Source organism: Intestinibacillus sp. NTUH-41-i26 (assembly GCF_032769475.1).
In the GTDB taxonomy this organism is placed as follows: Bacteria; Bacillota; Clostridia; order Oscillospirales; family Butyricicoccaceae; genus Agathobaculum; species Agathobaculum ammoniilyticum.
In genome coordinates this window covers 2,663,978-2,687,701 of the sequence record NZ_CP136477.1, presented here as the reverse complement: position 1 = coordinate 2,687,701, position 23,724 = coordinate 2,663,978, and the positions used below count along the sequence as shown (strand labels likewise).

Annotated in this window: 27 protein-coding genes and 1 tRNA gene; 17 read left to right on the top strand and 11 right to left on the bottom strand. The window is 55.6% G+C overall.

The features are described 5' to 3' along the window. Positions 1-203: 203 nt before the first annotated feature. From RX717_RS13970 to RX717_RS13915, 12 genes are all read left to right on the top strand, one after another. Positions 204-1,574 (top strand): acyclic terpene utilization AtuA family protein, encoded by a 1,371-nt coding sequence (locus RX717_RS13970; protein ID WP_107631576.1) that lies wholly within the window; start codon positions 204-206, stop codon positions 1,572-1,574. Between the two features lie 12 nt (positions 1,575-1,586). Next, entirely contained in the window at positions 1,587-1,913 is a 327-nt protein-coding gene (locus RX717_RS13965; protein ID WP_054327852.1) for a DUF4387 domain-containing protein, read from the top strand. Between the two features lie 69 nt (positions 1,914-1,982). Beyond that, complete coding sequence (locus tag RX717_RS13960; RefSeq protein WP_054327853.1) at positions 1,983-3,344, top strand: TRAP transporter large permease subunit; 1,362 nt, start codon at positions 1,983-1,985, stop codon at positions 3,342-3,344. Positions 3,345-3,356: 12 nt separating this feature from the next. Further along, positions 3,357-3,677, top strand: a complete 321-nt coding sequence (locus RX717_RS13955; RefSeq protein ID WP_054327854.1) for a hypothetical protein — start codon at positions 3,357-3,359, stop codon at positions 3,675-3,677. Positions 3,678-3,737: 60 nt separating this feature from the next. Then, positions 3,738-5,117: a sodium:solute symporter family protein gene (locus RX717_RS13950; RefSeq protein WP_054327855.1), complete on the top strand. Its 1,380-nt coding sequence runs from the start codon at positions 3,738-3,740 to the stop codon at positions 5,115-5,117. Between the two features lie 468 nt (positions 5,118-5,585). Beyond that, the gene (locus RX717_RS13945; protein ID WP_054327857.1) at positions 5,586-5,768 is read left to right on the top strand and encodes a hypothetical protein; all 183 of its coding nucleotides are present in this window, start codon (positions 5,586-5,588) and stop codon (positions 5,766-5,768) included. Positions 5,769-5,770: 2 nt separating this feature from the next. After that, complete coding sequence (locus RX717_RS13940) at positions 5,771-5,953, top strand: hypothetical protein (protein ID WP_147573723.1); 183 nt, start codon at positions 5,771-5,773, stop codon at positions 5,951-5,953. Positions 5,954-6,173: 220 nt separating this feature from the next. Next, positions 6,174-7,271, top strand: a complete 1,098-nt coding sequence (locus RX717_RS13935) for an HD-GYP domain-containing protein (protein ID WP_107632173.1) — start codon at positions 6,174-6,176, stop codon at positions 7,269-7,271. Between the two features lie 37 nt (positions 7,272-7,308). Then, positions 7,309-8,658, top strand: coding sequence for a GGDEF domain-containing protein (locus tag RX717_RS13930; protein ID WP_107631577.1), 1,350 nt, complete (start codon positions 7,309-7,311; stop codon positions 8,656-8,658). Positions 8,659-9,365: 707 nt separating this feature from the next. Beyond that, positions 9,366-9,566, top strand: a complete 201-nt coding sequence (locus tag RX717_RS13925; RefSeq protein ID WP_054327036.1) for a helix-turn-helix domain-containing protein — start codon at positions 9,366-9,368, stop codon at positions 9,564-9,566. Positions 9,567-9,815: 249 nt separating this feature from the next. Further along, positions 9,816-10,589, top strand: a complete 774-nt coding sequence (locus RX717_RS13920) for a tyrosine-type recombinase/integrase (protein WP_107631578.1) — start codon at positions 9,816-9,818, stop codon at positions 10,587-10,589. 42 nt (positions 10,590-10,631) lie between these two features. Then, positions 10,632-10,976, top strand: coding sequence for a tyrosine-type recombinase/integrase (locus RX717_RS13915; protein WP_054327034.1), 345 nt, complete (start codon positions 10,632-10,634; stop codon positions 10,974-10,976). A gap of 160 nt (positions 10,977-11,136) precedes the next feature. Here RX717_RS13915 and RX717_RS13910 read toward each other — a convergent pair. Next, positions 11,137-11,213, bottom strand: a tRNA-Arg gene (locus tag RX717_RS13910). 272 nt (positions 11,214-11,485) lie between these two features. Here RX717_RS13910 and RX717_RS13905 point away from each other — a divergent pair. Further along, on the top strand, positions 11,486-12,871 hold the full coding sequence (locus RX717_RS13905) for an alanine/glycine:cation symporter family protein (RefSeq protein WP_407923256.1): 1,386 nt from the start codon (positions 11,486-11,488) through the stop codon (positions 12,869-12,871). A gap of 34 nt (positions 12,872-12,905) precedes the next feature. Here the strand turns inward: RX717_RS13905 and RX717_RS13900 are convergent, their stop codons facing one another. The 4 genes from RX717_RS13900 to pyk all read right to left on the bottom strand — a co-directional run bounded on the left by RX717_RS13900 (position 12,906) and on the right by pyk (position 17,695). Beyond that, positions 12,906-13,568, bottom strand: a complete 663-nt coding sequence (locus RX717_RS13900) for a hypothetical protein (protein ID WP_159068161.1) — start codon at positions 13,566-13,568, stop codon at positions 12,906-12,908. 100 nt (positions 13,569-13,668) lie between these two features. Beyond that, positions 13,669-14,916, bottom strand: a complete 1,248-nt coding sequence (locus RX717_RS13895) for a M16 family metallopeptidase (protein ID WP_107631582.1) — start codon at positions 14,914-14,916, stop codon at positions 13,669-13,671. Positions 14,917-15,000: 84 nt separating this feature from the next. After that, a complete protein-coding gene (locus tag RX717_RS13890) occupies positions 15,001-16,224 on the bottom strand; it encodes an LCP family protein (protein WP_316960398.1) in 1,224 nt (407 codons plus the stop codon). Positions 16,225-16,231: 7 nt separating this feature from the next. Beyond that, positions 16,232-17,695 (bottom strand): pyruvate kinase, encoded by a 1,464-nt coding sequence (pyk, locus tag RX717_RS13885; RefSeq protein ID WP_054327030.1) that lies wholly within the window; start codon positions 17,693-17,695, stop codon positions 16,232-16,234. Between the two features lie 284 nt (positions 17,696-17,979). On the opposite strand from pyk, the gene RX717_RS13880 reads away from it, so the two are divergent. The 4 genes from RX717_RS13880 to RX717_RS13865 all read left to right on the top strand — a co-directional run bounded on the left by RX717_RS13880 (position 17,980) and on the right by RX717_RS13865 (position 19,984). Then, positions 17,980-18,900 carry a sugar phosphate nucleotidyltransferase gene (locus RX717_RS13880; protein ID WP_107631583.1) on the top strand — a complete coding sequence of 307 codons (921 nt, stop codon included), beginning with the start codon at positions 17,980-17,982 and terminating at the stop codon, positions 18,898-18,900. Between the two features lie 17 nt (positions 18,901-18,917). Beyond that, a complete protein-coding gene (locus RX717_RS13875) occupies positions 18,918-19,427 on the top strand; it encodes a hypothetical protein (RefSeq protein WP_107631584.1) in 510 nt (169 codons plus the stop codon). A gap of 97 nt (positions 19,428-19,524) precedes the next feature. Beyond that, positions 19,525-19,761 carry a preprotein translocase subunit SecG gene (gene secG / locus RX717_RS13870; protein ID WP_054327026.1) on the top strand — a complete coding sequence of 79 codons (237 nt, stop codon included), beginning with the start codon at positions 19,525-19,527 and terminating at the stop codon, positions 19,759-19,761. A gap of 1 nt (position 19,762) precedes the next feature. Then, positions 19,763-19,984 carry a hypothetical protein gene (locus tag RX717_RS13865; protein WP_054327025.1) on the top strand — a complete coding sequence of 74 codons (222 nt, stop codon included), beginning with the start codon at positions 19,763-19,765 and terminating at the stop codon, positions 19,982-19,984. A gap of 33 nt (positions 19,985-20,017) precedes the next feature. Here RX717_RS13865 and RX717_RS13860 read toward each other — a convergent pair whose 3' ends face one another. From RX717_RS13860 to RX717_RS13835, 6 genes are all read right to left on the bottom strand, one after another. Further along, on the bottom strand, positions 20,018-20,875 hold the full coding sequence (locus RX717_RS13860; protein ID WP_107631585.1) for a GIY-YIG nuclease family protein: 858 nt from the start codon (positions 20,873-20,875) through the stop codon (positions 20,018-20,020). Continuing rightward, positions 20,872-21,288: a hypothetical protein gene (locus tag RX717_RS13855; protein ID WP_054327024.1), complete on the bottom strand. Its 417-nt coding sequence runs from the start codon at positions 21,286-21,288 to the stop codon at positions 20,872-20,874. The genes RX717_RS13860 and RX717_RS13855 overlap by 4 nt, the downstream gene beginning before the upstream one ends. Positions 21,289-21,371: 83 nt before the next feature. After that, positions 21,372-21,701, bottom strand: coding sequence for a hypothetical protein (locus RX717_RS13850; RefSeq protein ID WP_107631586.1), 330 nt, complete (start codon positions 21,699-21,701; stop codon positions 21,372-21,374). A 29-nt stretch (positions 21,702-21,730) separates the two neighbouring features. Beyond that, positions 21,731-21,931, bottom strand: coding sequence for a PspC domain-containing protein (locus RX717_RS13845; protein ID WP_054327022.1), 201 nt, complete (start codon positions 21,929-21,931; stop codon positions 21,731-21,733). 46 nt (positions 21,932-21,977) lie between these two features. Next, positions 21,978-23,066, bottom strand: a complete 1,089-nt coding sequence (locus RX717_RS13840; RefSeq protein WP_107631587.1) for a DUF4097 family beta strand repeat-containing protein — start codon at positions 23,064-23,066, stop codon at positions 21,978-21,980. Beyond that, positions 23,063-23,722 (bottom strand): DUF1700 domain-containing protein, encoded by a 660-nt coding sequence (locus tag RX717_RS13835; RefSeq protein WP_054327020.1) that lies wholly within the window; start codon positions 23,720-23,722, stop codon positions 23,063-23,065. Before RX717_RS13835 ends, RX717_RS13840 begins: the two co-directional genes overlap by 4 nt. Positions 23,723-23,724 lie beyond the last annotated feature (2 nt).

Below are 23,724 nucleotides of genomic sequence, written 5' to 3'. Positions count from 1 at the left end.
GCAACTTGTCATAACAATTTTTGATTATTGCTTTGGATTGTCATGAAAATGGATATAATGCACAAAAATATACGGAGAAAATTGGGGATGAATTGATTAAAATAGCCATAAAATATATTGACTTCCTAAGAGATTTATCTTAAAATCAGTATAACTTGTAATAGCAAGTTATACTGATTTTAATTTTTGTTAGGAGGATCATCATGGGAAAGGAAACGCTGCGAATCATCTCTCCGAATGGACATCTTGGCTTTGCACCGACAAAAGAGGGGAGCTTCTATATCGGTGCGGCAACGCATCCGGATTATTATTGCTGCGATTCCGGCAGCGATGATATCGGCCCAGTGCCGCTGGGTATGGATAAGTGCGCCAGCCACCCCGACTGGCAGTACCATGACTTGGAACTGATGCTTTTGGCCGCGCGTGAGCAGGGCGTACCGATGATCATAGGTTCAGCGGGCGATACGGGTACGAACAGCCGCGTTGATATGTATGTAGATATGATTCGGGATATGGCCAAAAAACATGGGCTCAAGAAATTTAAGCTCGCGTATTTCTATTCCGAGGTTGATAAGGAGTACCTGCGCCGCAAAATGCTGGCAGGTGAAAAGATAGAGGGCCTGAACAGCAGGAGCGATCTGACGATCGAGGAGCTTGACGCTACGACTCGCATCGTTGCTGTTGCCGGTGTACATCCGTTCATCAAGGCGCTGGAAATGGGCGCGGATGTAATCATCGGAGGCCGCACAAGTGACGCCTGCGTATTTGCCTCGGCCGCGATTTATGAAGGCTTCCCGGAAAACATCGCATATTACACCGGCAAGGTGCTGGAATGCGCTTCCTTCTGCTGCGAGCCCTACGGCGCGAAAGAATCGGTTATCGGAACAATTACCAAGGATGACGTTAAGGTTACGGCTATGGCGCCGTTCCAGCGCTGTACGATCGCTTCAGTAGCGGGCCATGCAATGTATGAACGCACGAATCCATATTATGAATATGTTGCAGGCGGCTGCTTGGATATGAGCGAGTGCAAATACGAGCAGTTTGACGAAAAGACCTGCCGTATCACCAACCCCAAATTTATCCCCATTGATGGCCGTATCAAGGTCAAGCTGGAGGGCTCCGGCTTTGTGGGCAAGCGGTATATGGGTCTTGCGGGTATTCGTGATCCTTATACCATTCAAAATATCGACAAGGTGATCGACTGGGCACGTTCACAGGTCGCGGAACGTCATCCGAACGATAAATACGAACTGAGCTACCGTATTTTTGGCAAGAACGGCGTCATGGGCGACCTGGAACCGATCAAGGAAACCAAATCACACGAGCTGCTGGTCGTTGTAGAAGGCGTGGCCGACGATGATAAGCTGGCTGAGGAGGTTACGCTGATCGGCATGCGGCAGATTTTCTACGCCCGCCTGCCCGAGGTTAAGGGTACGGCTGGCACGGCAGCCTTTATTCTGGATGAAGTAACCAAGATATCGGATGCGTATACCTGGACCATGGACCACACTGTTGAGGTGGACGATCCGCTCGAGCTGTTCCCAGTTTCCATGATTGAAATCGGCGAATGAGGAGGAGAAAACATGAAAACCATGAGACTTGTTGATCTGGCAAAGACGATCCGCAGCAAAAATGCGGGTACCGACAGAATTACGTTTGATATCATTTTCCGCGATCCGGCCAACTATGAAATGGTCAAAAAAAGCGGCGTGCTCAACCGCCAGTTTGTTGCCGAGCTGTACGGCATACCCGAGAGCCGCATTGCGGACTTTGTTGAGTTCGATCCGGGCTATGCCATTAAATTTACAATCAACCGCCTGAAGCCGTCCGGCTCCTTCGGTGAAGGCGATGTGTTCGGCTGCCAGCAGTACCCGCCTCTGCTTGACGTAGAGATACCTGTTGAAGACTGACAGCTATAGTTCAACGTGAGCAACCGTCGGAAGCCGAAGAAACGACCAGAGTCTTAAAGGAGGGGGATTATGCCTGTTGAACTGATCTATCTGGTTGTCCTGCTGATTACAATCTGCATCTTTTTCATTGTGCTCAAACGCCCGATTTATGAAGGGATGCTGGCCGGGTATATTGTAATGGTTGCTATGACCGGACAATGGGGCCATATCTGGGACCATGTTTATGCAACGTCCACGAATACACTGTTTTACGCGATCGTCGCATTTATGGTCGTGGCGCAGATATTTACGGGGACAAAGGTCATTGATTCCTGTATCGAGGTCGTTTTATCCATCTTTGGGCGAATCAAGGGCGGTACGGGCTATGTAGCGCTTTTGGTGTCCAGCTTTATGGGCGCGCTGTCCGGAAGCGCCGCAGGGAATGTTGCTGCGACCGGCGTTTTTACGATTCCCGCGATGAAGCGCAGCGGCTTCCCAGATTACCTGGCCTCCAATATCTGCATGGCTTCCAGTACGATGGGGAATATGATTCCGCCCTCCGGCATCATTGTCGCTTCATTCGGCGTTCTGGCGACGTTATACGGTGAGGACACCTATACCATGTCACAGTTCTGGATGTTGATGTGGGGGATATGTCTGTGGTTCATCCTGCAGCGCGCAGTAACGATCTTTGTGTTCTGCCGCTATCACCACATTGAGGCTCTGCCGGCCAGCGAGGTTCCGCGCTTCGGGGAGGCTGTGCGTAAGGGGTGGCGGTCGCTACTTATCCCAGTGGTCATCCTGCTGCCGTTCTTTCTGGATGCGCAGCTCAAGAGTACATTTTTCACCTCTCGCCTGACGGCAGAGGGAGCATCGGCGTTGTCAAGCTGCGTGCTGCTGTTTACGCCTGGCATCGCAGCGGTCTACGCTCTGTTCATTATCCGCAAAAGCATGAAAGTCGGGCCGCGTCAGATAGCAGGGCTTCTGGCAAAGGGAACAAAGTCCATCGTGCCGGTTTCGGCTACCATTTTCTTTGCTTACTGTATCAGTAACCTGTTTGAATCCATACATGTTGGCGAGAATATCGGTAATCTGATATCGAGCTGGGGCTTTGGCCTGGTGCCACTTGCATTTATCCTGCCACTGTTTACCGCGATCCTTGGCATGATATTGCCCGGCTCCTCACAAGTGGCGATATTTGGCACGGCGATTGTATCAGTCATGGCCGCCGCCGGTGCCAATCCGTTCCTTGTAGCCGGAATGCTGCCGGTCATCTGCGGTGCGATGGAAGGGATGACGCCACCGCTGGCGCTGTGCATGTATACGGCAATGGGTATTTCAGGTTCTGAAATGAAGCAGACAACACAAAACTGTGTGATATGGTGCGTGTTGCATTATCTGCTCAGCGTAGTGTTCCTGATTGGCATAGTACCTCTATTCGGAATGGTGTAAGGAGGGATGGATATGAAAAAGGTTTCCGGCTTTTTATATCAGGTTTTCGGCTGGGGGGCGTATGTGTCCATCTTTGCTGGTGCGGCTGGATTTGTCGGGTTTGTTGTTGCACTGATTATTGGGGGCGATACGGGCGCGGCGATTGCCATAGCGGTAAAAGCCCAATGGTTCCCTCTGGTTATTAAGGTTGCCAGCGTTTCGGTGGGGCTGGGCCTGATCGGCATGTACTGCGGAAAGGAAGAGGCGCTTTCCATGGCGGCAGATAAAAAGGAAGCCGAAGAAGACCTCAAACGCAACCTTGAGGAAGCAAGAGAGAACAAGGAGCAGAAATGAAACGCAGCGAAAGGGCCTTGCCGTTTGGCAGGGCTCTTTCTGATAAAGGAGTGAAATGCAATGGGGACGATGCACTGGCTTGGCGCGCTGCTGACGCTGGGATTGATTGCAGTGATAGGTGTTCGGGCTGGACGGAAGGTCACAAGCGCCCGCGATTTTGCAATTGGCGGCGGTAAATCTACCGCCGCGATGGTCGCAGGCGCAGTGATCGGCACGCTGGTGGGCGGTTCATCAACGGTCGCAACCTCGCAGCTGGCGTTTGAATACGGCTTTTCGGCGATCTGGTTCAGCTTGGGCGGTGGGATTGGCTGCCTGTTCTTGGCACTGTTTTTTGCGCGGCCTATGCGGAAAAACGGCTACCTGACACTACAGCAAATGATTCAGAGCGAATACGGGCCGCGCGCTGGCTTCCTGTCATCCGTGCTTGGGGCTATCGGTATTTTCCTGAATATAGTCGCTCAGCTGTTGTCGGCAATGGCGCTCCTGTCCGCTGTGGTCGCCTGCCCTCCTTTCGTTACTGCGCTACTGTCCGCCGGCCTGATGATCTGCTATGTATTCTTTGGAGGCATGCGAGGCGCTGGCACAATTGGGCTGATCAAAACAGTGATGCTATACATTTGTGCGATTATATGTGTGGGACTGGTTTTCCGTGAAAGCGGAGGATTGTACGCATTGTATGAAGCGCTGCCGGCCGGGCAGTATTTCAACCTGTTTGCCCGCGGTCTTGGAACAGATGGCGGCGCAGCGCTGTCGCTTGTGCTGGGGGTGCTTTCTACACAGACGTATGCGCAAAGCGTGCTGTCCGCCAAAAGCGACCGCACCGCGGTTCAAGGTGCATTGGCCAGTGCGGTGCTCATCCCGCCTATCGGGCTTGGTGGTGTGCTGATTGGCATGTACATGAAAACCGCGTTCCCTTCAATGGACGCAGCGCAGACTTTTCCGGAGTTTATCCTGCTTTACTTCCCTGGATTTTGGGCAGGGGTATTCCTTGCGGTGCTTCTGGTCGCAATTATTGGCTGTGGCGCTGGCCTGACACTGGGCATCAGTAGCATCGTAACGAATAACCTGTATGCGCGCATTGTGCCTGACAGTACGGACCGGCAGCGGCTATGGGCGGATCGCGTTGCAATAATTGCCGCGCTGCTGCTGGCGGTATTGTTTACCATAGGCGATCTGCAATCGGTCATCCTGCAGTGGAGCTTTATGTCGATGGGCCTGCGGGGCGCGGTGATCTTTCTGCCACTGTGCGGCGCTCTCTTTCTGCCCGGCCGGATCAAGGCGCGGTATGCGGAGCTGTCTATCGTTGCAGGACCGTTATGCGTACTGCTGGGCGAGGTAGTATGCAGGGTGCCGTTTGATCCCCTGTTCATCGGCATGGCAGTCAACTTGTGTATTATGCTGGCTGGATGGGCAGAGGGAAAACGCGGGCTGCGCACCTGATATAGGGGGCAGGTGGCGCTCTTTCCGGTTTCTTTTGTCTGGACGGAATGCGCTGGATAAAAAGAGGCCCCGTTCCCTGCTAACCGGGAACGGGGCCTCTGCTGCGAAAGGAGACAGGTAGGTAACCAATGACAGGAAAGCAACCGTATCCAAAGCGCGGATGCAGCTGATACACTAATGACATTCTTAATCCGATAAAAAGCAGGCAACGCTATTTCAATTGAAACAATGACTTAATCTGGCACGCCATAAGGAATTCGAACCCTCGACCTTTTGGCTTGTAGCCGTTGAGCACACGCGTATTCTACGCAAAGAGTGCTTTAAGACGACGGTTACGAGCGGAAAGGTCTGGGGGTTTCTGCTTTTCTGTGCAATGTTTGCAAGCAGAGCCTTACAGTGCGCACAGTTCATGTTAGCAGTTGCGCACAAAAGTATGTTGAAGTATAAAAATGGAAAGGAAGAAGCCTGATGGCAACCACGGTCTCTCATAAAAAGACGGAACAGGAAAACCGACCGCTACCTACCACCTTCGGTTTGCTACAATACAATAATGATACCTCACTTTTAAAAAGGATACCGCTCGATGTGGCGCTGTCCCAAGGCAGGGTGTACGCTTCGGGTGATACAGTGAGCATCGCGGCCGAACGATAACCTTGGACGATGCTGGCGTCGGAGAGGGTACGATGCAGTCCACGCAGAATGTGACATGGGATACCAAAAACCAATACCTGATGCAGAGAATCACCGATCCTGTGACAGGCTACAGCTTCACCGGCCGGGCGACTACCCCTTCGGGCAAGGTAGTCAAGGAGGACAACGCGCTTGCAGACGACTGATCGACAAGGATGGCAAGACTGTACCGCCTGCATGCCGCCTGAAAGCAGACCTCTTCAGGTTTGAGGTATGAGACTTCAGGATATGATTGGGGGAATTTAATATAATATTAATATGCAAAGCTGTAAAATTATAAAAGGATTTGCCGATTTATATATAAAAGTGGTTGAACGAACCGGCCTTGAAGCTGAAGCAGTTACTGTACAGAAGGGAATATCTCCTATGAAAAAATTGATAGAAAAATGTGATTCCCCACGTGATACTATATTAATTGTGGATGATTCGATAGTAAGCAGGGCAAGCCTGAAGAGCATTTTTGTAAAAGATTACCGTGTGTTGGAAGCAGACGATGGTCTATCTGGTCTCGACATGCTCAAGAACGCAGCGGAAAGACTTGCCGCTGTGATTTTGGATATTGTGATGCCGAGAGCCGATGGCATTCAGGTGCTTCGCATTATGGGACAGATGGGAGTGCTGGACCAGCTTCCGGTATTTCTGATCACAGGAGAGCATAAGGATGAAGTCCTGCGGGAGGCATATGAGCTTGGAGCCATGGACATTATCCCCAAACCTGTAATTCCATACGTTGTGGAAAGACGTGTGAAATCCGTTATCGAGCTGTTCCATTCGCGAAATAACCTGAATGATATTATTGCTGAACAGAGGCAAGCGCTGATGGCTCAGGCGGAACAGCTGTATGAATACGGAGTCGGAATGATAGAAACGCTTTCCACGGTGATTGAGTTTAAGCATGATGAGTCCGGAGGGCATGTCCGACGGCTGCGCGCCATCACAACACATCTCCTGCGTCATACCGCGTTTGGGGAAGGGTTAGAGAATAAGGAAATCGACCTTATCGGTATGGCGGCGATCACACATGATGTGGGGAAGATTGCCATACCGGATCATATTTTGACCAAGCCCGGCCGGTTGACAGAGGAAGAATTTGAAATTATGAAGACGCATACAAGCAAGGGCGCGGATCTGCTCTCCAGCATTACCCCGTTGCGCGATCAGGCGTTTTATGCTTATGCGTATGATGTTGCGTTGCACCACCATGAGAGATGGGATGGGAAAGGCTACCCAGACAGGCTGATGGGTGACGAAATTTCTACCGGCGCACAGACTGTAGCGCTTGCGGATGTGTATGATGCTCTGGTAAGCAAGCGATGCTATAAAAATCCTTACAGCTTTGACGAAGCGGTCAAGATGATCATAAGCGGGCAGTGCGGTGCGTTTAACCCCCAACTGCTCCGATGCTTTCTGGATATTGAAGGGGACTTGCGCAGACTTTACAGCAATCTTGCAAGCGTATCATAAATAAAGTTAAAACACAGTAAAGAGGGTGACAGGCTAAATGAATAGATACTTTGCGGAAAACAGCTATCTGCTGGATGTGCAAAGCGAAATGCAAATCGGCATCTGGACAATAGAACTGCTGGAGGACGGGACATATGTGATGTATGCAGACCATATCATGCAGAAAATTCTCAGTGTGGACAGCACAATCCCACCCAGGGCATGTTATGAGGAGTGGTCAAACCGGATATTTATGACACACACCGAGCTTGTACATCAGGAGATGCAGCGGGCAATGGCAGGGGAAGAGGTGGAGGTTGTTTATCCGTGGGTCAGCCCTGAAAAAGGGCTGATATACGTTCGCGTTGGTGCAAGAAGGGACAGTATGCATTCGGGGAACAGGATATACGGATACTGCCATGATATAACAAAGAAAATAACCAGTGACGAGAGGAATTCCTACTTTTCACGGCTATACCAAAATATTATCCAGACATTCGGCATTCTTTATCAGGGAATATATGTAGTCAACTATATCAGCCGTGATGTGCTGCCGATACGCAGCGCATTACATTGTAATATCAGCGAGCATCATATGCTAACAGTGGAAAAATTTATTTCAGAAATGGCGGAGGTATTTGGAGCTGAAACTGCTGAGGAGATCAAAGAAAATATAGCATCATATAAACTTGCTGATAGTTCGCAAACAAAGGGGAAATTATACAGCAAAGAGTGCTGCATGAAATCCGGTAAAGAAGGCGCATGGTTTGAATTGATAATATGCAGAGATGCCATATCGGACAACGAAAACATTATATTGGCATTCAGAGATATTAGCACCAGCAAGAAGCAGGAAGTGTACACCCAGTCGGCTATGGAACAACTGAAAGCACAGAGTAATACGGATATGCTGACGGGTATACATAACCGCCGCTTTTTTGAAAAACGCATAAACCTGTTTTTGGAGGATGGATGCTGTTCAGGCGCATTTTTGATGCTGGATCTCGATAATTTCAAAAGTGTAAACGACACATTTGGCCACACGCAGGGAGACCTGTTGCTCATGCAGACGGCTGATATTCTGCGGCACACTTGCCGGAACGATGACGTAGTAGCAAGGTTTGGTGGAGACGAGTTTGCGATTTTTCTGCAAAATGTAAGCAGTGAGGGGGTCATCCATTTTTGTAACCGCCTTATGCACCGGCTGAGGCACACCTATGACCGTGATGGAAAAACAATAACTGTGAGCGCTTCTATAGGGGTAGCTCTGTGTGTACAGCCGGGAATATCATTCAAAGAGCTATATCGACGTGCTGATAAAGCACTGTACTGCTCTAAAGCCGCAGGAAAGGGCAGGGCTACTTTTTATGAGGATGAGGACTGTCGCCATGCGGAACGGATAGGTTAGCATATAAAAAGACAGACGTTTGAGATAGGGCACGGTATAGTAATGTATGAATTTTAAAAATAGGTTCAAAAGTATGTAAATATGGAAATAACATCACCAAACTCCAACTATTCAATGGATTTGGTGTTTTTTGTAGCATAGTTTTTTTGTTCTAAAAAAGTATACTTTTTCGAATTACTAAGCCATGCGTTGTAAACTTCAAAAAGTGGAGGCGAGCATTCTCGACGTGCATCTTTTTGCGCGACTACACTTTTTTATTTCTCAGGTTGCTTTCAATGAGCGTGTCCCTCCAGGCATAAGCGTAAAATAAATAATTAGAAAAGACATACAGTTGGAACAACCTCCAACCCTATGTGCTAATTAAGTTATGCACTTCTTTTCGATTACCAAGATAGACGACCCTGAGCCTTTTGTAATCTCTTCAACTTAGGGTGCTGGCCGCAGTGGTCAAAATAGGGCGTGAATTCCCACTCCAGCGTTAGCTGCACCGGGGACAAACATAGTAATCATAACCATTCGGTAATACCATCACTTATTTAAAAAAATCGTATTAAAATTAAGTATAAATTTTGAACCCCGAACCGAGCGTCTTTGCATTTACTGCCCTTATTGTTATAATAGACCTGCCAACGTATCAAAATTCTGCTTAAAGGAGGCGTGTTACGGTAAGGGCGGTGCATCGGGCGCTGTCTACAGGAGGGACACATATGGAAGAAAACATATTGCAGGAACAGGACGTAGAGAAGAAAACCTATTCCGTACCGGAAATGGCGAAGATCCTTGCGATTAGCAAGCGGAGCGCATATCAGCTATGCAGCCGCACCAGCGACTTCCGCGTGCTGCACGTCGGCCGAACGGTCCGGATCCATAAAGAGTCGTTTGACCGCTGGTTTTCATCATGTTTCTGACCTGCCTATTCTGTGGAGGCAATCATGGCAACGTTAAAAAAGAGGCAACAAATATGCTGTCATTTATGATTATTATGACGCAGATGGGAAAAGGCGCCAAAAGTGGGAAGCCTTTGGCCGAAAAGAAGATGCAGAAAAATTCAGGAAGAAAATCGAGTATCAAAAGGTCCGTAATACATTCCTGACACCATCGGATCAAACGGTAGAGGAATGCCTGATGTCATGGGCGAGCTTGTATGACAAATCGAAATGGTCATGCAGCATTGTGCATCTCTCCTGGCTTTGCTCCGCAATCATATTATTCCGGAAATCGGACGGATACCTGTACAGAAACTACAGCCGATACATGTTGAAATGCTTTACAACACTCTGCGAACGAAAAAATGTGGCGGCGCAAAGGGACACGCCGAAGACAAGGGCAGGATTCCTTGTCTTTCGGCAACTACCTTGCGGCACATCCATACGCTGCTCAAAACCGCTTTTGACAAAGCAGTGGATTGGAAAATCATTGAAGAAAATCCGGTCACCTGCGATGCACCTAAAAAAGCAAAAACTGAGCGCCACATCTGGACAGCGGAAATGGTAAAGCAGGCACTTGATGGCATTGAAAATCCGCAGCTTCATCTTGCGGTACACCTTGCGTTCATTTGCTCGCTCCGGATCGGCGAAACAGTTGGTCTGACATGGGACGATATTGATTTTGACAAAAATCTGATTCATGTCCACCGCACACTTCAACGTGTAAGCAGAGAATCGCTGCAATTTATACCGCAGGATGACATTATCCACATTTTCCCCAGTAAAATCGCGAACACCAATTCCACGCTTGTACTCAAGCTTCCGAAAACTGCAAACAGCAACCGTATCATTTACCTGACGCCGGCCCTCCGGCGGGAGCTTATGCTGCGCAAGGCAATGGCTGCAAAGCAGCGAGCTTTTGCCGGAGAGGAATACTACGATATCAATTTAGTGTTTGCATTGGAGGACGGTTTCACAGTGGAACCGAAGCTGTGCGAGAAATAGTTCAAACTTTGGCAGAAGCGAAGTGAACTGGATCTGCCGCCTTTGATCTTTCATGAACTCCGGCATTCCAGCGCGACCTATAAGCTGCTTGAAAGCGGCGGTGATGTAAAATTGGTACAGGGCGATATGGGACATGCCTCTGCAATAGTATCGCTTAATACTTATGCGCTTACTCAGGACAATCGCCGGCGGGCTTTGGCCGAAAAAATTGCGCAAGAGTTTTATGGTGACCATACAGAAAATGAGCGTCAGGATCAGTTAATGCAGATTCTCGATGAAGATCCTGAAATGAAGAAAAAGTTGCTGGAAGCACTGCTTGCAGAGCGTGCACAAAAAAGCGATGTTAGCAATCTGTTAGCAGTTCGCCCGCAGGCAAGGAGAAAATGAACGAAAGGAAGTATCCATCAAAAGGGTAGCCAAACACCTTTGCTAACAAACTGCTAACAGGATAGAGGCGGTTTTATGCTGGCACCCAAATTTGTAAGCTTCTAAAAAGTTAAAAAACAAGCGATTTCCGAAGAAACCGCTTGTTTTCCACAAGAAAAAGTGGTACGCCAGAAGGGATTCGAACCCCCGACCTTTTGGTTCGTAGCCAAACACTCTATCCAGCTGAGCTACTGGCGCAAATTATTAACTTGTGGCACCCCCGAGGGATACAACGCAGTTTCGACTGCCTAAATAGGATACCATAATTCGGTGGGGGTGTCAATTGTTTTTTTCAAAAAACAGAACAAAATTTATGAACCGCTTTCCTCGTCGCCCGGCAGCTTACAGGAGAAAGGCTGCGCGGGGATTCTTGCCAATTCGTAAAAAATGCGATATAATACAAAGCATACTGCGGGGCTGCACGATTCCGTGCGTACGTGGCTTCGTGGAAGTGAAAAAGGGGATCGGCTGTGGAGAAATTTTCTAACCTTGTGTCGGCGATAGACAATTGGATCTGGGGGCTGCCCATGATCGTCCTGCTGCTTGGCACACATCTGTTCATGACGGTGCGCACAGGCTTTATCCAACGCAAGACATTGACCGGCATCCGTCTGTCGCTGACGAAGGATCCGGATTCGCCGGGTGACGTGAGCCAATTCCAGGCGCTGACGACCGCGCTGGCCTCGACCATCGGCACGGGCAATATCGTGGGCGTGGGGACGGCGGTATTCCTCGGCGGGCCGGGCGCGGTGCTGTGGTGCTGGCTGACCGGTGTGTTTGGCATTGCGACCAAATACGCGGAAAGCCTGATTGCCGTCAAATACCGTGTGCAGACAAAGGATGGACGGATGCAGGGTGGCGCCATGTATGCGCTGGAGCGCGGCCTGCATATGAAGTGGCTGGGCGTGGTGTTCGCCGCGTTTGCCATGCTGGCCTCATTCGGCATCGGCTGCGGCACGCAGATCAACGCAATTTCCGAGATCATTCAGGGCAACAGCCCGATCTACATCCCGCCGCTGGCCATTGGTATCGTATTCGCGGCAATCACGGCGGTGGTCATCATCGGCGGCATCAAATCGATCGCGGTCGTGTGTGAAAGGCTGGTTCCACTTATGGCCGCGTTCTATGTGGTGGGCTGCGTTGTTATCCTGTGCATCAACTGGGATTTTATCCTGCCAGCGCTGCAGGCGATCTTTACGCTGGCGTTCCAGCCCGGCGCCGTGGCCGGCGGACTGACCGGCGGAGGCATCCGCCTGGCGATGCAGTACGGCGTGGCGCGCGGACTGTTCTCCAACGAATCCGGCATGGGCTCCGCGCCTCTGGTCGCCTCGGCCGCACAGACGCGCAATCCGGTGCGGCAGGCGCTGGTTTCCTCAACTGGCACGTTTTGGGACACGGTGGTGGTGTGTCTGATGACCGGCCTGGTGCTGGTAACGACCGTGATGAAAAACCCGGGCATCAACATGGACCAGTTTGCGGATGGCGGCCAGATGACAACGGCGGCGTTTTCCCAGATTCCGGTGCTTGGGCCGCTGATTCTGGTGGTTGGCATCATCACATTTGCCTATTCCACGATTCTGGGCTGGTCGTATTACGGCGAGCGCTGCTGTGAATACCTGTTTGGGGCCAAGGGCATGCTGCCCTATAAGCTGGCGTTCATCTTGGTCATCGTGATCGGGCCGGTGCTTTCCCTCGACCTTGCTTGGACGGTAGCGAACATTCTGAACGCGCTTATGGCGGTACCCAACCTGATTGCGGTATTGCTGCTGTCTGGCGTGATTGCGCGAGAGACCAGGCATTACCTGAACCATCTGGATGAAAAAGACGAAGCCGAAATACCGGTCGTTGACCGGTAAAGAAAAAGCCGTCCGCACCTGCGGACGGCTTTTGTCATATCTGTGGGATCTGGTCGAAAAACGTAACGGTGTAGGCTTCGGTAAAGGCAGCGCTGCGGAACCGCTCAAGCTGCTCGGGATCGTTCTCCAGCGTCTCGCCCAGCGCAAACAGCGCCAGCGAGTCATCGTCCCGTATCGTGCGGATGAGCAGAGGGATTTCCTGGCCGTAAGTGATGGTAAGCGGTTCTGTCTGACTGCTTGCGCCGACTGCGGCGGATCCGGGCAGGCCCTCCGGAAGCTGGGGCGCCGGATGGCTGTAGCCAAGCCCGCCCTCCGCGCGGACATAAAACGTGTAGGCGCCGTCCTCCCCTAGGGTCAGGGAGAGACGCCCCGCGGCATCAAGCGGCGTTTCGTCAAAGGCGCCCGGGGAGAAAGAATCGTCCTTTTCCCATTCGAGCGCATCGTTTAACAGGTAACGTGAGAAAAAGATCGCGTGCAGGTTTCCGTCCGTCTGGTAGTCATACAGGGTGAATGAGGCGCTGCTCGGTACATCCACACCCGCGAGCCAAAGCAGTTCGGTTTCTTCTTCCGTCAGGCTGACCGGTGACAGGCGCATGTCAGCCCCAGCCCTGTCATCATCAGACGGTACCGAGCTGCAGCCGGAAAGCGGGCAGCACAGCAGGCAGGCGGCTGCCAATATGGATAAAAGTCTCCTCATTTTCATTCTCTCCCCACAAAACAACGCTTCCGTTTACTCTCTGTGTGTATAGTATACCAGAACAGGGGGGGATGTCAAGAGACGGGGAGGAGGCTGGCCGTTACTGCAGCAGCGCGCGGTAGGTCTCCTGCTTTTCCGGCTGCCCGACCACGGCGAGCGAGGCCTGCGAAAAGTCGAACACACGGCGCGCGAGCGCAAGCAGGTCGTCGGCCGTGACCCGATCATAAGCGCCGAGCACCTGCTCGATCGCGGAAACCTCTCCGCGCAGCAGCTCGCTGCGGCCAATGGTCATCATGCGGGTGCCGGTGCTTTCCAGCCCCATGAGCAGGTTGGTCTTGACCTGCTCACGGCAGCGGGACAGCTCATCCGGCTCCGGACCGTTATCGCAGAATTCATGCAGCTCGCGCACGATCAGCGCAAGCGCTTTCTGCTCGGTTTCCGGACCGAGGCCGGTGTAGATCGAGAACAGGCCGGTATCCAGATGCGGGGTGGTGAAGGTATAGACCGAATAGCAGAGGCCGTTCTGCTCGCGCACGCTTTGGAACAGGCGGGAGGACATGCCGCCGCCCAAGATGGAGCTTAACAGGTTCATGGCGAAGCGCTCCTCGGACAGGAGCGAAACGCCGGGGAAGGACAGGCACAGGTGGTTCTGCTCGATCTCCTTTTCGCGTAGCACTAGGCTGGGCTGGTAAGCGGCGGGCGTGATCTGGTTGCGGCCCTCGCCCTCCATATGGGAGAATAACTCCGCGATGTAATCCAGGTCCTCCTCCGTGAAGTGGCCGGAAACGGATACCACGGTGTCCGCGGGGCGGTAATAGCGGCGCATGTAGTCGTGCATGGCTTCCGAGTTGATCGTCTGCAGCGTTTCGGCCGTGCCGAGGATGGGCCGGCCGAGCGCCGAGCCGGCGTAGCAGGCCTCAAATAGCTTGTCGATCGCCACGTCCTCCGGCGAGTCCTCGTACATATCGATCTCCTCCAGCACGACGCCCCGCTCCAGGTCGATATCCTCCTGCGCGAAGCGGGAGTGCATGAACATATCGGCCAGGATGGAAACGCCGGTCTGCAGGCGCTTGTCCAGCACCTTCATGTAGTAGCAGGTGCATTCCTTGTCTGTGAATGCGTTGGCCTGTCCGCCAAGCGCGTCGATCGCGATGGCGATATGCCGGGCGGAGCGCTTGTCCGTACCCTTGAAGATCATGTGCTCGATAAAGTGCGAGATGCCGCCGAGCGCGGCCGGCTCATAGCGGCTGCCGTTGCCGACCCAGATGCCGACGGACGCGGTGCGCACAGTGTCGATCCGCTCGGTAATCAGGCGCACGCCGTTGGGGAGAACACGTTTCACATACATAGCAGAGGTCTTCCTTTTTTCTCAGAATTCTGAAATAAGGGGGTATGATCGTGTGTCATACCCCCTTGCATCGATCATATTGACTTAATAATACACCCGTTTTCCGCTTTCGTCCAGATAATAGCGGTCTCCGTCGGAATCGTAATAATCGCCGGTTTCCTCGTCGTACCAGCCGCCCTCCTCCGCGAGGGAGGCTGGGTCCTCGGCGCTGCCGGACGAAAGCGAATCGTCCGTGGTCATGGGGGCGGTCGGCGGCTCATCAAAATCGATGCCGCCCATGGGGCCGGCACCGTCCGTGCCGGAACCGTTGCCTGCATCCGTGCCGTTGGCGGCGTGGGAGCCTGAGGTATCGCCGGGGAAAACGTCGTTATAAATATACTCGTGGATATGGTCCGCGGCGACATCCAGGTCGTACAGGATATATTCGCCGGACGAGCCGTAGTAGTTCCACTCCCCGTCCAGCGGGACGCGGGTGTGCTCCAGTGCAGGCATGCCGTTCCTGACCGCGCCGACGATGAGCGGCGCGATCTCGGTCGGGGAAAGCGAGGTCGTCACATAGGGCATCAACTTCTGCATCAGGCCGATCAACCTGCTGGCGCTCAGGGACTGGACCTTGTCAAACAGCGCGTTCAGCACGATTGACTGTCGCTCCACGCGCCCCCAGTCGTCGCCGGTTCCGCCCTTGCGGATACGCCCGTAGCACAGCGCCTGCACGCCGTCCAGCGTCTGCAGGCCGGCGCTTTGCACGCTCTGGAAGGTCTGCCCCTGTTCCAGGCCGTAATCACGGATGACGCGGTTCAGCTCGTCCAGCTCATAATCCTGCACGTCGATCTCAACGCCTTCCATCGCGTTGATGATCTCGACGAGCTGGTTGAAGTTGACCGCGATATAGTCCGTAATATCCGTGCCGAAGCTCTCGTTTATGGTGCGTATAGCAAGGCTCGGCCCGCCGTAGAAGTAGGCCTCATTGAGTTTGGTCTCGCCGTATCCGTCGATCGAGACAAGCGAATCGCGCATGAGCGAGATCAGCTTGATCTTGCCGCGCGTGTTGTCCACCGTGACGATCATCATGGTGTCCGAGCGGCAGTTCTCCTCCTCCGGACGGACGTCCAAGCCGAACAGGGCGATATTGGTGATGTTCTCGTCCGCCTTAACGCCGGCGGCGAGGTCCGCCTCAAACAGGGAGGAATCGCGGTTGTAGCCGAAAAACATCCGGTACAGGTACAGGCCCAGACAGGCCAAGATGGAAATGACCACAAGCACGGTGAGCACGCGCACGAGGCTGCGCTGGAAGCGTTTTACCGACATGGGAAGATCAGTCCTGGAAGCCGTGTGCGAGAAGCTCCTCCGTGAGCTGCAGCACACGCAGACTGTTGGTGTAGTTGACCTTGCCGATCGGCACACCGGCGGTGACCGTCATAATATCGCCGGCCTCGAGTCCGCAGGACGCGACCGCCGCCTTGGCGGAAAGCTCGAACAGCTCCGCGTCCGAGGACGGGCGGTTGGGGACGAGCACCGGCGTGACGCCCCAGGACATGGTCAGGCGGTGGTAGGTCTTTTCGGACGGGGTGGCGCCGATGATGGCCGCGCCCGGGCGGTAGGTCGATACGGCGCGCGCGCTCATGCCGGAGTCGGTGAAGGCGACGATGCACTTCGCGCCGAGGTCGTGCGTGGTCGAGCAGGTCGCGTGCGCGATGGCGTTGGTTTTGGGGTCGCCGCCGACGTTCATGTTCTGGAATTCCAAGCGGGTGGTGCGGCGGCGGTCGTAGTGGATGGTGCGCTCCGCGTTCTCCGCGATGCGGCTCATGGTGGCGACCGTCTCGACCGGATACTTGCCGACCGAAGTTTCGCCGGACAGCATGATGGCGCTGGTGCCGTCGTAAACGGCGTTGGCAACGTCGGAAACCTCGGCGCGGGTCGGGCGCGGGTTTTTGGCCATGGATTCGAGCATCTGGGTCGCGGTCACGACGCGCTTGCCGCGCGAGATACAGGTTTTGATGATGTTCTTCTGGATCTCGGGCAGCTCCTCGAACGGGACCTCAACGCCCAGGTCGCCGCGGGCGACCATGACGCCGTTGGCCTCGTCCAGGATCTCCTGGATGTTGTTGACGCCTTCCATATTCTCGATCTTGCAGATGATCTCGACATCCTCCTTACCGTGCGCCTTGAGGATGGCCTTGAGGTCGCGCACGTCCTGCGCGCTGCGGGTAAAGGAGGCGGCGATGAAATCAATGCCCTGGGTCAGGCCGAACTCAATATCCTCGCGGTCCTTGTCGGAGACGAACTTCATGTTCAGCTTGATGCCGGGTACGTTGATGGACTTGCGGTTGGACAGCGGGCCGCCGTTGAGCGCCTTACACACAATGTCGGTGCCGTTTTTGATCTCCACCACGTCGAACGCCACCAAGCCGTCGTCGATCAGGATGCGGGTGCCGGGCTTGACGTCGTTCGGCAGGCCGTCATAGGTGATGGAAACGATCGTATTGTCGCCTTCGATATCGCGGGTGGTCAGGGTGAATTCCTGCCCCTCCACGATTTCGATTTTGCCGTCCTGGTATGTCTTGGTCCGGATCTCCGGCCCCTTGGTATCGAGCATGATGCCGACCGGCATGCCAAGCGCCGCGCGCGCGGCCTTTACGGCGTCCATGCGCGCCTTGTGCTCCTCGTGGGAGCCGTGGCTGAAGTTCATACGGGCAACGTTCATGCCCGCCTTAATCATTTCGGGCAGGACCGCGTCGGTCGCGGGGCCGAGCGTGCAAATAATCTTTGTTTTACGCATCGAAACAAAATCCTCTCTCTACAGATCGCGTTTTACACTCTGATATATTTTTAACGGCAATATTTTAACAGTTTTCCCCTGATTTTGCAATCGTCCGCAAGGCCTTTTGCGGATTTTCATGTTTTTCTACAAAAAACCCGAAGCGGTGTGCAAACATCTTGTGTTTTCTGATACGGTCTTGTATAATAATAAAGTATGCCAAAAGGATGGCAAATTAAACGCGGAAAAGCGGGACGATGCGGCGCGGGAAAGGGCCGTGCCTGTCAGGGAAGAGGGAGCAAGCGATGCAAAAACCGGTTTTGGTGATCATGGCCGCGGGCATGGGGTCGCGCTACGGCGGACTCAAGCAGATCGATCCGGTCGGCCCGGGCGGGCAGATCATTCTGGATTATTCGATTTACGACGCGCACCGGGTGGGCTTTGAACGGGTGGTGTTCATCATCCGGCCGGAGCTGCACGAGGCGTTTGAGCGTGCGATCGGACAAAAGGCGCGCCGTTTCATGCAGGTGGAGTATGCCTATCAGACGCTCGACCGCTTGCCCGCGGGGCTGGCGGCGCCGGCGGGCAGGGAAAAGCCGCTCGGCACGGCGCACGCGGTCTGGTGCGCGAAGGAGCTGGCCGGCGGCTGCCCGATCGCGGTCATTAACGCGGATGATTTTTATGGGGCGGACGCGTTTCGGCAGATTTATGCCTATCTCTCGTCGGCGGCGGACGACGAAAAATACCGCTACTGCATGGTCGGTTATCGGGTGGAGAATACGCTGACGGAAAACGGCACGGTTTCCCGTGGTGTCTGCACGGCGGACGGGGACGGGTTCCTGACCAGCATCGTCGAGCGCACCGCGATCGCGCGCGCCGCGGACGGTGCGATCGTCTATGCCGCGGACGGGGACGCGCCGGCCGGCGCCATTCCGGAGGGGACGCCGGTTTCCATGAACCTTTGGGGCTTTACCCCCTCGTTTCTGCCCGCGCTCGACCAGGGGCTGCGCCGCTTTTTTGCGGAAAAGCTGCCGCTCAACCCGATGAAAGGCGAATACTACCTGCCGTTTGCCGTGGACGAGCTGATCGAAGCGGGGCGCGCCTCGGCCAAGGTGCTGACGACGGACGCGCGCTGGTTCGGCGTGACCTATCGGGAGGATAAGCCGGTGGTCAGCGCCGCGATCGCGGATATGACAAGGCGGGGTGAATACCCGCCCGACCTGTGAGCGGAAGAAGGATGGATATGGATTTTTCAACCGAATTTGTTGCGTTCCGCGACAGACTGCAAGAAGGACAGGACGAGGCGTTCGTTTCGCGGCGGAACGTCGAGGTCGCGGGCCGCACGGCAGCGCTGCTGAGCAGCTTCAGCGTCAGCAGCGAGCGCAAGATCCTCGGCATTATGCCGACCGGCAGCACCACCCATGCGCATGAGTACCGGCTGCTGTTCGCCGCGCCCGATCTGGAGGAAGCGGCGCTGGACGGGTGGTGGACATACGCCGCGGAGGCCGAGGACGCGCTGGTGCAGGCGGACGCACAGCACAGCTTTTCCCTGGTTTCGCTGATACTGGTTACCGGTCCCGCCGATAAGGCGCTGCAGAAAAAAATTAAAAAGCTGTCCGCGGAGCGGCATTACGAGGGGGAGCAGGGCGGCTGGTCGACGATCCGGCTCGCGGTGGTGGACCTTGTCGGCCGCAAGGTGTATGCAAACGTGGCCGGAGACCCCTTGAAAGGCATTTTGAAGCCTTTTTTGTAAAAAAACACTTGAAAAACCGGCGTTCGTGTGATATAGTACCATGTACGCAAGTAAAACGCGCGGCACCGCGCGATAAAATAATGGAGGAATAAAAGCCATGACTACTGCACAAATCGCTCTTTCAATCGTAATGATTGTCGCCAGCCTGTTCCTGATTGTCGTTGTACTGCTCCAGAATGGCGCGCAGCAGGGCCTGGGTGCGATCTCCGGCGGCGCGGAAACGTTCTTCGGCTCCGGCAAGGCGACCGCGGCGGATAAGATCTTCGCGCGCCTGACCTCGGTTGTCGGCGTGATCTTCGTGATCGCGGCGCTCGTACTCAACCTGATCCACTGAGATGGAAACCGTGCAGCGTGTGCTGCTCGTCATGTTCGCCGCATTCGCGGGGCTGACGATCTTTCAGCAGCTTCGGTACGGCATGATCTGCGGCCGCACCGAACAGGCGGACAAGCAGGAGGATCCCAAGGCGAGGGCGTGCCGCCAGCGGGCGGTCGTGTATGCGGTCTGCGCCGCGGCCTGCCTGGGGTGCAATATTGTGCTTGGCGCAATGGGCAAATGAATGGAAAAAGGGCTGTCCGAGGGATAGCCCTTTTTATTTTGCGCTTTCGGGGGCGAGTAGCGTCTGCAGCGCGCTGCGGACACCCTCCCACTCCGCGTCGTGCAGGCAGCACAAGTTTTCGTGCGGGATGGTCAGGCGGCTCCCGTCCGCGCGCCGCCCCATGAGCGGCGCGGCGCCTTCATACGCGGCGGCGAAGACGTCCAGCGGGACAAAAGCCATGCCCACGACCTCGCTGCCCGGCGAGAAAGCCGGTATGCCGTCCAAACGGGTCAGGAAAGCGAACGCCAACTCATCGTCAAAGCCGCCGCTCTCGCCGCGCGGGTAGCGCTGGCGGTAGCTGCCGCCCGAAACCAGACTGTCGGGGGACAGGTCCAGCCCAATCTCCTCGCGCGCCTCGCGCAGAACGGCGGCTTCGGGCGTTTCGCCGGGGTCGATGTGTCCGGTCGAGGAGAGATCGTACCCGCCGGGATAGAGCGGGCGGTCAAACGCCCGCTGCTGCAGCCACAACCCGGGCGTGCCGTCCCACCGGCCGGCCGTCCACAGGTGGCAGACGTGATGGAACAACCCCTGTGCATGTACGACCGCGCGCGGCCGGTCGCCGCAGGGCCGTCCGTCGGCGTCGTAAATGGTGAGCAGCTCTCCGTCCGCCTGGCTCTGGATGAGCGCGAGCTTCTGCGGGCGCGGCAGCCGCTTGAGCGCCGCTTCGCGGCGCATGGCCTCCCCTTGCGTGCCGAACAGCTCGCTGTAGGCCAGGGTGACCGGCCCGCGGCCGCGCGTGTATTTCGCACCCCTTCCGCTGTTGTGCGCGGCGAGGCGGGCGGTCAGATCGTTGGTCCAGCCGCAGTACAGTGTGCCGTCCGCGCAGCGCAGGATATAGGTGTACGCCCTCATCGGTGCGAGCGGATGTCGCGCTGGGCGACGACCCGACAGCCCCGGGCTTCCAGCAGCGCGCGCACCTTGGCGCGGCTTTTTTCACTGCTTCCGCTGGCGGAAACGAGCAGCGCCTCCACCTCCGCGCCGCGCGGGAGCAGGCCGGCGATGCTGTTGAACGGCGGCGCGGGGAAGCCGCCCCAGACCGGCGCCATCAGGACGATGTGCCCGTAGCCGGTCAGGTCGGGCGCTTCCGACAGCGGCACGCTTTTCTGGCGCATGGCGGCGTGGCAGCCGCGGACAAGCGCGGAAAACGGGTTGTATTTTTTCTCCGGCACGGCTTCGAACAGGTCCGCGCCGCGCGCATTCGCTTCCGCACGGGCGAACGAGCGCGTCGCACCGCCGAGGGAGAAATAAACGACAGCGGTTTTCATGGAAAGATTTCCTCCTTTGCTTTGGGGACAAGGGAATATCGCGCAAAAAAGCAGCAGGCAGGGCTCGCCGGCTGCTTTTTGCGTTATTTACTGTTCTGGGATGCGTCCGTCTCGCGCTTTTTGTACACCATGCGGGAGATCAGGTAGCCGGCTGCGGCGCATACGATCACGCACATAGTGGAGTCCAACTGGACATCAAACAGGATGCCGGCAAAGCCGCACAGGAGAAAACCGAATGCGACGCCCAGCGCCGTGCCGCGGAAGCAGGTGCGCGGCATGCCGAATACGCGGTCCTCGGCGGGGCTTTCTGGTTGCTCCGGCTCGCCGGTTTCCGCGGCTTCGGCGGGTGCGGCCGCCTGGTTTTCTTTGGCGGTGTTTTCCTCGTCCTGCAGGGGCTGCTGGTTTTCATTCATAAGGGGGACACATCCTCTCGTTGGTAGGCTTATTGAACCGCGCTTTGGGTCGGAATGATGATCGCTGCGATGATATAGGCAACTACGCCAGGAAACACGCCGAAGCAGCAAAGGAATACCCAGGCGAGGCGGATCAGTGTCGCATCGATCTGGAAATACTCCGCAATGCCTGCGCACACGCCGCACAGCATGCGGTCGGATTCGCTGCGGTACAGCTTTTTACCATTCATAGTAAAGACTCCTTTTCATCTATCATACGTTGTTTTGAGGGGTTCGTCAAGAGGGAAAGCTTGCGGTATGGCGCGTTGCAGAAACGTCTGATGGATCGGTGGCCAATTCGATATAGCCGCCCGCAACGTTCAGCCGGAGCATGGGGTCGCTGCCCTTTTGGAAAGCGCGATGCGCGCCGGCCATATCTCCGGCGATCTCCGTGCCGTTCAGATAGACCGAGCCTGCCGAAGCGACGGCCTGATAGCCGAAATGGTCGGAAACCGCGACACCGGCATCCAGACTGCCTGTGCCGACCTCTGCTTCAATGACGGGGGCGGAGAGCAGATCGACAGAAGCCGTGCCGCTTTCAATGGTAAGGTCCAGGGTATCGTTTGCAGCCAGGCTTTCGCAGTCCAGATCGCCGCTTTCGACCTCGATATCCAGCTCCGCCGCGGAGAGCCGTTCCGCATAGACGCCCCCGCTTCCGATGGACAGGTCGAGCGCGCCGGATGCGAAAAGCTCGCCGCAGCTCAGCGTGCCGTCCGCCAGCTCGATATCGATTTCGCTGGCAGCGATGGAGCCGTTAAAATCCAGGCTGCAGCCCTGCGAATGGATGCCGACCGAGCGCAGCATGGCAAGCGCGGGGAGCGTGACCGTGACCTGCTCTCCCTCACGGCAGAACAGGGCCAGCGACCATGCTTCGCCGTCAAAATGGTCGGTCAGGACGGTGGCGCCGCCGGAGACGGTATAATCCGTTCCAGCTTTCACCAGGACGGAACCGCTATTTCCGTCAACCGACAGGTCAAGCTCCTGAAGGAGCGTGTCGGACTTTCCGTAAAAAACAGTATAGCCAGCGCGGCCGCTGGGATACAGGGAAGTGTCGGAATCCGGCCGGCCCTCCTCCGGCGCATTGTCGATATGGCCGCGCACCTCGTCCTGGATCTCGTCTAGCGCGCCATGGAAAAAGCCGGAATGACGGACGCCGTCCTCGTCCCACCACTCCCGCCAGTGCGGGATGTGCAGAGTCTCGCGCAGGGAGTGGAACGCGCCGCTGTAATAAGAACTGTACAGCTCGCCGCCTGCCGCCCAGCCGCCCGCGGCAAGCCCGCCGCCCAGCACGAACAGCGCGCAGCAGGCAAGGATCAGCTTTTTCATTGCACCCCACCTCCCTGATTACGGCTTCTCAGTTTATCGAACGGCCAACGCAGCAGCGCGACAAAGGCGCGGAACACTGGCGGCACAAACAGCGTACACAGCTTGATCGCCAACAGTGACACCAGCACGCCGAGCGCGAACAGCATCAGACCGCAGCCCAGCGTGACGAGCGCGTTCGCGGGTGCGCCCCAGAGGACAAAGGAAATGCCGCACAGCACGATGCCCGCGGCCAGCAGGCAGAGCGGGATCACCACCACGAACGCCAGCACGGACAGGAGTACGGCGGCCAGCACGCCCAGCACAGCGGCGCATACACCAATGAAAGCGCCGGCGAGCGGAACCCCAATGGGAATCGCCAACACGACGAGGAGGAGCAGCAGCCAGGGGTTGATGCCGCGCCAGCCGCGCCTGGGCGCGGCTGGCGCGCCCGAAGCGGCGGCGCCCTGGCGAGGGACGGTGGTCAGCTCGCGGTAGTCGGCAAGGATCTGCCCTGCAACCGTTTCCGGCGCGCCAAGGTCCTCGATCACCCGGCGTTCGTTTTCCGGACCGGCATCGTCAAAATATTCCTCATAATAGCGCAGCGCGCTGGCGCGCTCCTCCTCGGGCAGGACGGAGAGCGCGCGGCGCAGCGCGGCCATATACTCGCTTCTGTTCATGG